Annotated in this window: 9 protein-coding genes and 1 pseudogene; 3 read left to right on the top strand and 7 right to left on the bottom strand. The window is 67.8% G+C overall.

Features of this window, described 5'->3' with window-relative positions:
- Positions 1-47: 47 nt before the first annotated feature.
- The 5 genes and pseudogenes from dapE to map form a co-directional block, all read right to left on the bottom strand.
- Positions 48-1,193 carry a succinyl-diaminopimelate desuccinylase gene (gene dapE, locus ACSQ19_RS02090; protein ID WP_435999678.1) on the bottom strand — a complete coding sequence of 382 codons (1,146 nt, stop codon included), beginning with the start codon at positions 1,191-1,193 and terminating at the stop codon, positions 48-50.
- Complete coding sequence (locus ACSQ19_RS02095) at positions 1,190-1,552, bottom strand: Spx/MgsR family RNA polymerase-binding regulatory protein (RefSeq protein WP_435999680.1); 363 nt, start codon at positions 1,550-1,552, stop codon at positions 1,190-1,192. The genes dapE and ACSQ19_RS02095 overlap by 4 nt, the downstream gene beginning before the upstream one ends.
- A 3-nt stretch (positions 1,553-1,555) precedes the next feature.
- Positions 1,556-2,383, bottom strand: a pseudogene (gene dapD, locus ACSQ19_RS02100) (2,3,4,5-tetrahydropyridine-2,6-dicarboxylate N-succinyltransferase); the annotation flags it as partial.
- A gap of 46 nt (positions 2,384-2,429) precedes the next feature.
- Positions 2,430-5,033 carry a [protein-PII] uridylyltransferase gene (glnD, locus tag ACSQ19_RS02105; protein ID WP_436001057.1) on the bottom strand — a complete coding sequence of 868 codons (2,604 nt, stop codon included), beginning with the start codon at positions 5,031-5,033 and terminating at the stop codon, positions 2,430-2,432.
- 35 nt (positions 5,034-5,068) lie between these two features.
- Positions 5,069-5,845, bottom strand: a complete 777-nt coding sequence (gene map, locus ACSQ19_RS02110) for a type I methionyl aminopeptidase (protein ID WP_296280397.1) — start codon at positions 5,843-5,845, stop codon at positions 5,069-5,071.
- 316 nt (positions 5,846-6,161) lie between these two features.
- On the opposite strand from map, the gene rpsB reads away from it, so the two are divergent.
- From rpsB to ACSQ19_RS02125, 3 genes are all read left to right on the top strand, one after another.
- Positions 6,162-6,965, top strand: a complete 804-nt coding sequence (rpsB, locus tag ACSQ19_RS02115) for a 30S ribosomal protein S2 (protein WP_192269570.1) — start codon at positions 6,162-6,164, stop codon at positions 6,963-6,965.
- A gap of 193 nt (positions 6,966-7,158) precedes the next feature.
- Positions 7,159-8,037 carry a translation elongation factor Ts gene (tsf, locus tag ACSQ19_RS02120; RefSeq protein WP_142123817.1) on the top strand — a complete coding sequence of 293 codons (879 nt, stop codon included), beginning with the start codon at positions 7,159-7,161 and terminating at the stop codon, positions 8,035-8,037.
- 215 nt (positions 8,038-8,252) lie between these two features.
- Positions 8,253-9,746, top strand: a complete 1,494-nt coding sequence (locus ACSQ19_RS02125; RefSeq protein WP_435999683.1) for an HDOD domain-containing protein — start codon at positions 8,253-8,255, stop codon at positions 9,744-9,746.
- Between the two features lie 35 nt (positions 9,747-9,781).
- On the opposite strand, the gene ACSQ19_RS02130 is transcribed toward ACSQ19_RS02125, so the two are convergent.
- Positions 9,782-11,353 carry a tetratricopeptide repeat-containing sulfotransferase family protein gene (locus tag ACSQ19_RS02130; RefSeq protein WP_435999685.1) on the bottom strand — a complete coding sequence of 524 codons (1,572 nt, stop codon included), beginning with the start codon at positions 11,351-11,353 and terminating at the stop codon, positions 9,782-9,784.
- Positions 11,343-12,929: a sulfotransferase gene (locus ACSQ19_RS02135; RefSeq protein ID WP_435999686.1), complete on the bottom strand. Its 1,587-nt coding sequence runs from the start codon at positions 12,927-12,929 to the stop codon at positions 11,343-11,345. The genes ACSQ19_RS02130 and ACSQ19_RS02135 overlap by 11 nt, the downstream gene beginning before the upstream one ends.
- Between the last annotated feature and the right edge of the window lie 26 nt (positions 12,930-12,955).

Consider the following 12,955-nt stretch of genomic DNA (forward strand, 5'->3'; position numbering starts at 1 on the left):
GACGCTTTCAGGAACCTGCGGAACAGGCAGTGCGCCCGAGGGCGCTCCTACGAATCCGCGCGAACCGGCAGCATCAGCCGCTCGAGCAGCTTCTGGTACAGGCCAGGCAGTGCCTCGAGATCCGTCACGCGGATGTTCTCGTCGACCTTGTGGATGCTGGCGTTGACCGGTCCCACCTCGATGCACTCGGCGCCCAGCGGCGCGATGAAGCGGGCGTCCGACGTGCCGCCTGCGGTGCTTTCCTCCGGCGGCGCGCCGACGAACTCGCCCAGCACTGCGCGCGCGGTCGCACGCAGATGGCCTTCCGGCGTATAGAAGGGTTCGCCGCCGCGCAGCCACTGGATGCTGTAATCCACGCCATGGCGGCGGAGGATGCCCTCGATCTCCCGTTCCAGCCCTTCCGCTGTCCAGCTGGGATTGAAGCGCAGGTTGAACACCACCTGCAGCTCGCCCGGGATGACGTTGCTGGCACCGGTACCGGCGTTGATGTTGGAAATCTGCAGGCTGGTCGGCGGAAAGGTTTCGTAGCCTTCGTCCCACTGGCGCGCGGCCAGCTCGTCCAGTGCAGGCAGGGCCTTGTGGATGGGGTTGAGCGCCTTGTGCGGATACGCCACGTGGCCCTGCACGCCGTGCACGTTCAAGGTACCGGTCAGCGTGCCGCGACGACCCACGCGCAGCAGGTCACCCAGCGTTTCCTTCGAAGACGGCTCGCCGGTGATGCACCAGTCGATGCGCTGCCCGCGTTCGCGGAACAGCTCGGCGACTTTCTTCACCCCATCGTGCGCGGGCCCCTCCTCGTCCGACGTGACCAGCAGGGCGACCGTGCCCGGATGGTCGGGATGCGCATCGACGAAACGTTCCAGCGCGATCGTGCATGCGGCCACGCTGCATTTCATGTCGGCGGTGCCGCGCCCGTAGAGCACGCCCTCGCGCACGGTCGGCACGAAGGGATCACTGGTCCAGGCAGACAGCGGACCCGGCGGCACCACGTCGGTATGTCCGAGCAGCACCAGCACCGGTGAGCCGGTTCCGTGCGTGGCCCATAGATTGTCGGTATCGCCGAAGCGCAGGTGTTCGCACTGGAAACCCCATTGCACCAGACGCGTCGCCAGCACGTGCTGGCACCCTGCGTCATCCGGCGTCACCGAATGGCGGCGGATCAGTTCGCTGGAAAGCTCGACGACATCGCTCACGACCCGGCTCCGAACTGCTTCTTGAAACCATTGTCGCTGAAACCCTGTGAAAAACCCGCCATGCCGCCGATGACGACGGGGCGACGGATCAGCTGCGGATACTCCTTCAGCAGCAGTTTCCATTCCGCGTCCGAGCCGGGCGACTTGCGGTTCTCCGGCAGCTGCCGCCAGGTGGTCGACGACTTGTTGATCAGCGCATCCCATCCACCCGCCTTCTCGGCCCAGTCCTTCAGCGTCTCCGGCGCCTGCCGGTTGTCGCGGTAGTCGATGAATTCATGCGCGACGCCAAGGCGGGCCAGCCACTTCGTCGCCTTCTTGCAGGTGTCGCAGTTCTTCAGGCCATAAAGCGTCGTCGCCATCGATCAGTCCGCCAGGCCACGCAGCAGTTCGTTGACGCTGGTCTTGCTGCGCGTCTTCTCGTCGACCTGCTTGACGATCACGGCGCAGTACAGCGAGTGCGACCCATCGGCGGCCGGCAGCGAGCCGGAGACGACGACGCTGCCCGGCGGCACGTAGCCGTAAGTGATTTCCTTGGTGGCGCGGTTGTAGATGCGCGTGGACTGGCCGATGAAGACGCCCATGCCGATCACGCTGTGGTGGCCGACCACCACGCCTTCGACCACCTCGGAGCGCGCACCGATGAAGCAATGGTCCTCGATGATCGTCGGGCTGGCCTGCAGCGGTTCGAGCACGCCGCCGATGCCGGCGCCGCCGGACAGGTGGCAGTGCTTGCCGATCTGCGCGCACGACCCCACGGTCGCCCAGGTGTCCACCATGGTGCCCTCGCCCACGTACGCGCCGATGTTGACGAAGCTCGGCATCAGCACCACGTCCTTGCCGAAGTACGTGCCGCGACGGGCGATGGCGCCCGGCACCACGCGCACGCCGAGCTTGCGGAAATCGTTCTCGTCGAATGCGCCGAAGCGCGCCTCGACCTTGTCCCAGAACGGCGCGGGATAGGCCTCGACCAGCTCCATCTCGTTGACGCGGAAATACAGCAGCACGGCCTTCTTCAGCCACTCGTTGACCTTCCACCCGCCCTTGCCGTCGGGCTCGGCCACGCGCAGCTTGCCGGCCTCGAGGCCTTCGATGGCCAGCTCGACGGCAGTGCGGGTGGAGCCCTCGATCTCGGCGGGGGTCAGTTCGGCGCGGCGCTCGAAGGCGCTCTCGATGGTGGACTTCAGTTCTTCGGTCTTGCTGGCTTTACGGGTCATCGAACGGTCTACCGGATACGTGTCAGGGGGGAGTCTCGAGGCCGGCGCGCAACGCGTCGCGCAGCGTGTCCTGCAAAGCGGCGTCGTTCAGCGGCTGGTCGTGCTCGTCGGTGATCTGGAACACGTCCTCTGCGCGCTCGCCGAACGTCGCGATACGCGCATCGTGCACGCGCAGGCCTTGCCGGCGCAGCACCTGGGCCACATCCGACAGCAGACCGGGGCGATCGGGCGCGACCAGGCCGAGGATGGTACGGCGCCCATCGGGCGTCGTGCCGAATTCGATCCGCGGGGCGAACCGGAAATGCCTGAGTTGGCGCGGCACGGCGCGACGCGAGGTGCGGACGCTGTCGAGCGGGCGCGCCAACGCGTCGCCGAGGGTGCGCTCGATGTCGGCCGGATCGCGGGACGCGTAGGCGTCGGCCGGCAGCACTTCGAACGTGTCGAACACCGCGCCCTGCGGCCCGACCAGTACGCGCGCCTGGTGGATCGCGAAGCCCATGCGGTCCAGGGTGGCGAGGATGGCCGCGAACAGCCCGTCCCGGTCGGGCGAATGCACGAAGACTTCCATGGCGTCGGCATCGTCGGCGATGCGGCGCGCACGCACGCGCGTTTCGCCTGCCGACGCACCGCGGATCGCATGCGTCTGCCAGGCGAGTTGTTCGGGGCGGAAGCGCAGGAAGCTTTCTTCGGGCATGGTGGTGAACAGCGCATCAGCCTGCGCCGCGGACAGGCCCTGCAGTTCCAGCATGGCGCGCACGCTGCCGCGCGCCTCGTCCAGGCGTTCATCCACCGCCACCGGATTCTCCAGGCCTTCGCGCAGCACGCGGCGCGCGGCGAAGTACAGGTCGGCGAGCAGGCGGTCCTTCCACGCATTCCACAGCTTCGGGCTGGTGCCGGCGATGTCGGCGCAGGTCAGCAGGTAAAGATAGTCGAGGCGCTCGCGGTCCTCGACGAGCGCGGCGAAGGCGTGGATCACGTCCGCATCGGAGATGTCCTGCTTCTGCGCCGTCACCGACATGCGCAGGTGCTGCTCCACCAGCCACGCCACCAGGGCGGTGTCTGACTCGCTGAGCCCGTGGGCGGAACAGAATTCGCGCGCATCCACCGCGCCCAGTTCCGAATGGTCGCCGCCACGGCCCTTGGCGATGTCGTGGAACAGGCCGGCCAGCAGCAGCAACTCGGGTTTGCGCAGGCGCGGCCAGACCTCGTGCGCGATCGAGAAGCGCTCGTCAGCGCGACCCGCGGCGAAGGCGGCGATGTTCCGCAACACCATCAGCGTGTGCTGGTCGACGGTGTAGACATGGAACAGGTCGAACTGCATGCGTCCGGACACGCGCGCGAACGCGGGAATCCATTGCCCCAGCACGCCGAGGCGCGCCATGCGGGTGAGCGTTTCCATCGCTCGCGGACCACGCAGCAACGCCATGAATGCATCGCGCTGTTCCTTGCCGGCGGCGGGATACGCCGAAAGCTTCGGAAGCGACTCCGCCAGCGCGCGCGCCGTGCGCGAATGCAGCCCGCGTACCTGCGGATGGGCGGCCCACACCGCGAACAGCGCGAACACCTGGCCGACATCGTTCGCCGGCCAGGCGCCTTCACGTGCGGCCAGGTAGCCGCGACGGAGAGCGAACTGCCCGTCCAGCGGCTCGGGCAGCGCCTCGCCGTCGAACTGCTCCTCGAAGCGTTGCAGCAGGCGGTCGCTGATGCGGCGCACGATGGCCGCGCTGCGGTAGAAGCCCTGCATCATCTTCTCGACGCCGAGGCTTTCCTCGTCGTCGGCGAACCCGAGCCGCTGCGCCAGCGTCTTCTGGTAATCGAACCGCAGGCGCTCCTCCGGCCGGTTCGCCACCCGGTGCAGGCCATAGCGCAGGCGCCCCAGCGCGCGGCGTTCGCGCGCCAGCGCCGCGGCTTCGTCCGGGCCCAGATGCCCCAGTCCCACCAGCGCCTCGAGATCGCGCACACCGAACGTGCGCAGCGCCATCCAGCCGAGGGTGTGCAGGTCGCGCAGGCCGCCCGGGCCTTCCTTGATGTTGGGCTCCAGGTTGTCGGAGGTGTCGCCGAACCGCGCGTGGCGGATGCGCAGTTCCTCGCGCTTGGCGACGAAGAAATCCCGCGGTGGCCAGACCCGGGCCGGGCCGATGGCATCGATCAGCAGCCCTTCGTCGACAGGCTCGCCGACGATCAGGCGCTCCTCGATGAGCGCGGTCAGCACGCTCTGGTCGGCGGCGGCCGCAGCCGTGCATTCGCCCGCCGAGCGCACGCTGTGGCTGATCGGCAGTCCGGCGTCCCACAACAGCGCAAACAGGCGCGCCACGGCGCCGTGATGCGCCTGCTGCACGTGGGGCGCCGCCAGGACCAGCACGTCGACGTCCGAATGCGGAAACAGCTCGCCCCGGCCATAGCCTCCCACCGCGAACAACGCCATCGGCGCCTCCGGCGGAATGCAGCGCAGCCACGCATCCTTCAGCAGGTGATCGACCGCCCGCGCACGCAGCGCGAGGATGCGGTCCATACCGTCGTCCTGGTCGAAGCGCTTGTCCAGCCGGGCATCGGTATGGCCCAGCGACGCGCGTGCCGCCGCCGACCAGGCCGCGTCATCGGCAACGCCCGGGCCGATGTCCGGCAGCCGCGTCGCCTGTCCGTTCGCGGCTGTCGGGGTACTCACAGGTCGTTGTCGTCGCCCGGCACGCGGGTCAGGATCTCGACGCCATCCTCGGTCACCGCCACGGTATGTTCCCACTGCGCCGAAAGCTTGCGGTCCTTGGTCACCACGGTCCAGCCGTCCGGCAGCACGCGGGTATGGCGCGCACCCTCGTTGATCATCGGCTCGATGGTGAAGGTCATGCCCGGCTTCAACACCACGCCCTCGCCCGGGCGGCCGTAGTGCAGCACCTGCGGCTCGTCGTGGTAGACCTTGCCGATGCCGTGGCCGCAGTACTCGCGCACCACGCTGAAGCGCTCGGATTCCGCGTACTGCTGGATCGCGTGGCCCACATCGCCCAGGGTGGCGCCCGGCTTCACCGCGCGGATGCCGCGGAACATGGCCTCGCGGGTCACGTCCACCAGGCGCCTGGCCATCACCGACGGCGTGCCCACGATGTACATGCGGCTGGTATCGCCGTGCCAGCCATCCTTGATGACGGTGACGTCGATGTTGACGATGTCGCCGTCCTTCAGCACTTTCCCCTCGCTGGGGATGCCATGGCAGATGACGTTGTTGACCGAGGTGCAGACCGTCGCCGGGAAGCCCTTGTAGCCCACGTTGGCGGGAATCGCCTGCTGCACGTTGACGATGTGATCGTGGCAGATGCGGTCCAGTTCCGCGGTGGTCACGCCCGGCTTCACATGCGGGGCGACCACCTGCAGCACCTCGGCGGCGAGGCGGCCGGCGATGCGCATCTGGGCGAGGTCTTCGGGGGTCTTGAGCTGGATGGCCATTGGCCGATTATCCCCCATTTGGCGCGCGGGCTGAACGGCTCGGGCCACCAGCGCCCTCCCCGCGACTCCACCCGGTTTGCCGCCACCGGGCGAACCCCGCTATACTCCCGCGGCTTCGCGTCCTGGCCTGCCCGGCCGGACCGCCCACGTCGGGCGACACCGACGAATCCACACCTGCTGCCTCAACCCGTGCCGGGGTGCCCTTCGCTGGAGGGTTCGGACACGGATGCCGCAGGGAGGCCCAACCCCGGAACCCCGCCCTCACGGGCACCGCCTTCCTTTGCCTGGCGGTGGGTTCCTTATCAGGAGTCATGCAATGCCCCAAGTCACCATGCGCCAGATGCTGGAAGCCGGCGTCCATTTCGGCCACCAGACCCGCTACTGGAACCCCAAGATGGCGCCGTACATCTTCGGTGCCCGCGGCAAGATCCACATCATCAACCTCGAGAAGACCGTTCCGCTGTTCAACGACGCGATGAACTTCATCTCGGGCGTCGCGCAGAAGCGCGGCACCATCCTTTTCCTGGGCACCAAGCGCAGCGCGCGCGAAGCGGTGAAGGAAGAAGCCGAGCGTTGCGGCATGCCGTTCATGACCCAGCGCTGGCTGGGTGGCACGCTGACCAACTTCGCCACCGTGAAGAAGTCGGTCGCCCGCCTGAAGGAACTGGAAGCCGCCGAAACCGATGGCACCTTCGAGAAGCTGGTCAAGCACGAAGTGCTGGGCCTGCGCCGCGAGCGCGAGAAGCTGCTGGCCTCGCTGGGCGGCATCAAGGAAATGAACCGCCTGCCGGACGCCCTGTTCGTCATCGACATCGGCCATGAAGACATCGCCATCAAGGAAGCCAAGAAGCTCGGCATCCCGGTGATCGCGGTGGTCGACTCGAACTACGACCCGGCCCTGGTCGACTACGCCATCCCGGGCAACGACGACGCCATCCGCGCCGTGCAGCTGTACGCCCGCGCCGCCGCCGACGCCGTGCTGGAAGGCAAGGCCGCATCGCCGAACGCCGCCACCGTGCGCGAGGAAGAGTTCGCCGAAGGCGGCGACGACAAGGGTGCCCGCCGTGCCCCGGCCAAGAAGGCCGCCGGCAAGAAGTCCGACGAAGCCGCTGCCGAGTAATCCGGCTGCAACGCCGCCGCGCCATGCTGCGCGGCGGCCCCTATTGTTCCTTCTCCCCGGAGAAGGTGCCCGAAGGGCGGATGAGGGTACGGGAAGCACGCTGGCGTTCAATGCGTCGCGACTCCACCGGCCCTCACCCCAACCCCTCTCCCGACGGGAGAGGGGCTTTGCCAATCCAAACAGAGGTAATCCCGTGGAAATCACCGCATCCCTGGTCAAGGAACTGCGCGAGCGCACCGGCGCCGGCATGATGGAGTGCAAGAAGGCGCTCACCGAGAACAACGCCGACATCGACGCCGCGGCCGAGTGGCTGCGCAAGTCGGGCCTGGCCAAGGCCGACAAGAAGGCCGACCGCGTCACCGCCGAAGGCCGCGTGGCCGTGGCGCAGGACGGCGGCAAGGCCGTGCTGGTCGAGATCAACTCCGAGACAGACTTCGTCGCCAAGGACGCCAACTTCATCGCCTTCACCGACGCCATCGCGCAGGCCGCGCTGACCTCGGGCGCCGCCGACGTCGAAGCGCTGAAGAGCGCCAAGCTGGCCTCGGGCGAGACCGTCGAGGAAGCCCGCGCCGCCGCCATCGCCAAGCTGGGCGAGAACATGCAGATCCGTCGCCTTGTCGCCATCGACAGCGCGAACAACGTCGCGGCCTACGTGCACGGCGGCAAGATCGGCGTGCTGGTCGAGGTCAAGGGCGGCGACGCCGAACTGGCCCGCGGCCTGGCGATGCACATCGCCGCCATGAACCCCCCGCACAACAAGGCGGCCGACGTGCCGGCCGAGTTCGTGGCGAAGGAAAAGGAAATCGAGCTGGCAAAGATGTCGGACAAGGACAAGGCCAAGCCGGCCGACATCCTGGAGAAGATCATCTCCGGCAAGATCAACAAGATCGTCAACGAAGTGACGCTGTACGGCCAGCCGTACGTGCTGGACAGCGACAAGTCGGTCGAGCAGGTGGTCAAGGCCGCCGGCGCCGACGTGGTCGGCTTCCAGCGCCTGGTGGTCGGCGAAGGCATCGAGAAGGTGGTGGAAGACTACGCCGCCGAAGTGATGAAGCAGGCCGGCCTGGCATAAGCCGCGCATTCCGCTTCACCCGGAAAAGCCGCGGGAAACCGCGGCTTTTTTGTTGTCCGCGAAACGCGTCCCGACGCGGCGGCGTGCGCACCGCCTTTCGTCGTGCGCGCCTAAAGTTTGACGCTGCCGTGCCGAAACTGTCTACAAAGCTGCCATCCCGTCACGCTTTGCTGGCATGCTGCCGGCCACTTTCCTCCAGCGTAGTGCGCACCCGGATGCGTCCCGAACTCGAATCCCAGTTGTCGAACTGCCGCAACCTGCCCAGCCCGCCGGGCGTGGCGTTGCGCATCCTCGAACTGGCGCAGGACCCCGAGGTGGTGATGGCGACCGCGGCCGATGCGATCGGCCTGGACGCCGCCCTGAGCGCGCGCATGCTGCGCATCGCCAATTCCCCGCTCTATGCCAGCCGACGCCGCGTGGAAAACCTGTCGCAGGCACTGACGGTACTCGGCCTCAACGCGACGCTCACGCTGGCCCTGGGCTTCTCGCTCGCGCGCTGCGGCAGTGGCAGCCATCCCGTGGCGCAGGAGCGCGTCTGGCGCCGCAGCGTGATCGCCGCACTGGCATGTCGCCTGCTCGGCCAGCATGCCGGCACGCGCAAGGCCGAGGAACTGATGCTCGCCGGACTGCTGCAGGACATCGGCATGCTGGCCCTGCTGGAAGTGCTGGGCGACGACTACGCGCAGCTGGTCGAACGCACCGAAGACAACGCGGCACTGCTTGCCGCCGAACGCGACTGGCTGGGCTGCGACCACGCCTCTGTCGGTGGCTGGCTGGCGCGGCAGTGGAACCTGCCCGCACTGCTGCGGGAAGCCATCATGGAAAGCGAGGGGCCCGCTTCCGACACCACGTTCAATGCGTGCGTCGCCGTCTCCGGCCATGTCGCCGACATCTGGCTGGCCGGCGCGGATGAAGCCCGCACCGAGGCCGCCCATCGGCACGCGGCGCTGCAGGCGGCCACCCGCCTCGGGCTGGACTATGCGGCCTTCCTCACGCTGACCGAGGACATGATCGCCGCCCTGCCCGAAGTCTGCGCGATGTTCGACGTTCCGCCTGCGCCCCCCGCCCGCATCCAGGCCCTGCTGGACCAGGCGCGCGAGTTGCTGGTGGTGCGCAACCTGCGCGAGATCCAGGAAGCCGCGCGCGCGCGCAAGGAGGCCGACGAGCACGAAGACCGCGCACGCCGCCTGGCCGAGGAAGTGCGTCGCGATCCGCTGACCGGCGCCTACAACCGCAGCCAGCTGGAAGAAGTGCTGGAGAAGGAGTTCGACGCCGCCACCCGCCACGGCTGGCCGCTGTCGATCGCCTTCATCGACCTGGACGACTTCAAACAGGTCAACGACCGCTGGGGCCATCTGGTCGGCGACGAGGTGCTGCGCAACTTCGCCAAGTCGCTGATGCGGCATGTGCGCAGCAGCGACATCGTCGCCCGCTACGGCGGCGAGGAATTCCTGGTGGTACTGCCGGGCATCAATGAGGACGCGGCCGCCCACGTGGTGCGACGCATCCTGTCCGAGGTTTCCGGCGCAGCCATGGCGCACGTCAACGGCCAGCCGCTGCACATCACCTTCTCCGCCGGCCTCGCCACGCAAGGGGCGCTGGAACAGTTCCGCCACGTCGACGATCTGCTTCGCGCTGCCGACGAAGCGCTGTATGGCGCCAAGCGCGAGGGGCGCAATCGCGTCTCGGCGGGGGCCGTCGGCTCCTGAATCGACCCGTTGATGCCGGAGGCCGGCATCATCGTTCAGTCACTGCCGAGGCGCTCCCGCAACGGTGCAAGGTACCGCTCGTACGCGCGCCACTTCGGCACTTCCCGCACATGGATCGCGGTGCGGACCTGCACGGCGCTGGCCGTGACGACACCCCGCGTGCGCGACTGCATCCCCAGCATCTGCGGCTCGAAGGCGAGGCCGATGAAGTCGCAGACCCGGCGGACCACCTGTTCCGGCTCGCGCGTCAGCTGCGCGTAGTCCACGTCCATGATCCGCCCGGGATAGCGGGCATGCCAGTGAGCCATCAACGTGCGGTAGTGCGCGTGGAAATCGGCCAGTTCGCGCTGGTCGTAGCTGTAGGGATTGGCGTCGGAGAACAGTTCGCGCAGATTGGAGAAGCCGGTCTCCATCGGGTCGCGCACCATGTGCAGGATCTTCGCCTGCGGCAGGGCCTCGCAGATGAAGCCCAGGTTGAGGAAGTTCGAAGGAAGCTTGTCGGTGAAATGGCCCTCGCCGGACAAGCGCCAAGCGATGCCTTCCAGGTAACGGCGGCCGACCATGTCGAAGTCGACGGAAGCGGCCCTTGCGACGATCTCCGGACCGATCACGCCCGCGCAATGATGATCGGTGCCGTAGCGCATGGCACTGGTGAAGTCGTAGAGCTCGCCCAGTCCGCACACGTCGGAATGCCCGTCGAGCAGGTGCTCGATCAGCGTCGTGCCCGACCGATGCATGCCCACGATGAATACCGGCACCGCAGGGGTGCCGGACCCCGCCTGCACGGTGGAACCGCGTCGTTCGAAACGCAGCAGCCGCTCGAAAAGCAACGCCGTCTGCGCCGCGTCGTAGCGCAGCGAGGAACGCTTGCTGGCGCACCCTTCCTGCAGCGCATGCCAGGCCTCCTCGTAGCGCCCAAGACCGTCCAGTTCCTTGTGCAGCGCGAAGGCGAGCAACGCACGATCCTGCGCGGTCCGTCGCGGCACCTTCAGCTGCGCCCTGATCCGGGCCAGGTGGGCCTCGCCGGCGTGCTGCCTGCGGACCTGCGACAGGAGCCAGTAGCCCTGCGCGATCTGCGGCGCCCGCGCGAGCGCACGGGAGGCATCTTCCGCCGCCTCGTCGAATCGACCGAGGAACATCAGCACATGGGCCCGCGACAACAAGGTCGGCGGATAGTCCGGGTCCGCGCGCCGGGCTTCGTCCAGGAACATGATCGCCCGCTGCGGCAACCCCGCGTAGGTCAGCTGTGCCGCAATGGTGATCAACGAAGGGATCGGAATGCGGGACATCGGCAACATGCGCTCGATGCACGCCAGCATGGCCGGGATTTCGTTGAAGGTACGCAACCGTGCAAGCAGCTCCTTCACGACCTCGACCCGCTGCGTGTCGTGCTGGCTGGCCTGCAACGCATGGCCGTGCGCGGCCCGGTAACGGCCTGCGAGGGACGCCATGTAGGACAACTGCAAGAGGATGTCGGGATCGCCGGGCGACAGGGCGAGTGCGCGCCGGTACTCTTCGGTCGCCGCGTCGAAATCCTTGGCCACGGCATGCGCCTGGGCGCGTTGCATCAGCGCAGCCACGCGTCCGGACATCGGCTCAGCGGTCATGCCCGTTCCCCTGCGCGTCCAGCATCCGGCGCAGGGGCTCCAGCGGGACGGCGTAACGCCGCCATGCCCCTATGCCGCGGTCGTGGATGGGCGAACGGACTTGCGAACTGCTGGCGGTGGACACGGGCGCCGCATTGGCGGTGATGTCCAGCATGTCTAGGGCGGGCGCCAGGCCGCAGAACGCGAGAATGCCGCGCAGGGTGTCCTCGCCGCTCCGCACCAGCGCCTCGTAGTCCACCACGTGCATCGCACCCCGCGCCTCGGCCATCCAGTGCGCCAGCAGCCTGTCGAAACCGCGATGGTGCGCAGCCAGGTCTTCGAATGCGTAGCTGTAGGGATACGCGCCGCCCTCGAACAGCTCCTTCAGGTTCGAGAAGCAGGCGTCCATCGGATCGCGGCGCACGCAGAGGATGCGTGCCTGCGGGAGCGCCCGCAGTATCAGACCCACATTGAAGAAGTTCCGGGGGTTCTTGTCGATGAAGCAGCGACTCCCCGCGACCATCGGCGCCAGGCGATCCCTGTACCGTACGCCGACGGTGAGCGGATCGATCCCCGCGAGCTTCTCCCACCGCGACTCCCTCAGTCCGCCCGGGTAGAAATGGTCGGACACCTCGCTTATCGCCGCCTCCAGGTCGTTGCGCTCGCCCAGCGAAACGACCTCGGGATGATTGCCCAGCACCCGGTCCAGCACGGTCGTGCCGGTACGCGGCAGGCCGACGATGAAGATCGGCACGGGTCCGGATGGCACCTGATCGACGCGCACCGGCATAGCCCAGGGAGAGGACTGCATGAGACGCTCGAACGCCCGCTCCTCCTCTGCCGGATCGTGCCGCAGCGTGCTGCGCACCATGGCAGCTCCCTCCCGCAACGCGTCCCAGGCAGCCGCCGTGTGACCGGCATCGTCCAGTTCCTTGAACAGCGCATAGCGCAGCTGTGCACGTTCGGGCGATCCATCCGCATGTTGCCCGTAGGCCGCTTCGATCCTCGGCGCTCGGCTACCGGCTGGCTTCGCAGCCTGGTGGAACGCGAGGGTCCGGTGCACATAGGCGTTGTCCGGATCCAGGCGCAGTGCGTATTCGTAATAGTCGGTGGCTTCGTCCAGCCTGCCCAGCGACCTGAGTACGTTGGCGCGGGTGTAGCAGAGGAGCGGATCGGGCCGCACACGGCTGGCGACATGCGTCAGGAACTCGAGTGCGAGGTCGTGCCGATCCACCAGCCAGAGATGCTGGGCGAGCACCGCTGCCTGACGCAGGACTTCTTCGTCGGACCACGGCATGGACCGGATGAGCCGGACGATTTCCGCATCTTCGGCAAAGGCGAGCAGGCGCAGGCTGACGAAGCCGACCGACTTGGTGTCGTGGATCCGGGCGCATATCCGCGCGGCCTGCAGTGCGTGCAGGCGCGAATCGACATAACGATCGGCGACCTGCGCAAGCCGCGAAAGGCGAAGGTGTGGCGCCACCAGATCGGGCGCTATCGCCAGCATGGCCTCGTAACAGGCGCGGGCCGCGGATGGGTTCCTGGCGGCCTCGTGGTGGTTCGCCTCGTTCCAGTGGCGCTGCAGCGCTCCGTTCATGGTCGCCATCGTGAGGGAGTTGGTTC

The organism is Pseudoxanthomonas sp. LjRoot127, from assembly GCF_964253495.1.
Classification (GTDB): domain Bacteria; phylum Pseudomonadota; class Gammaproteobacteria; order Xanthomonadales; family Xanthomonadaceae; genus Pseudoxanthomonas_A.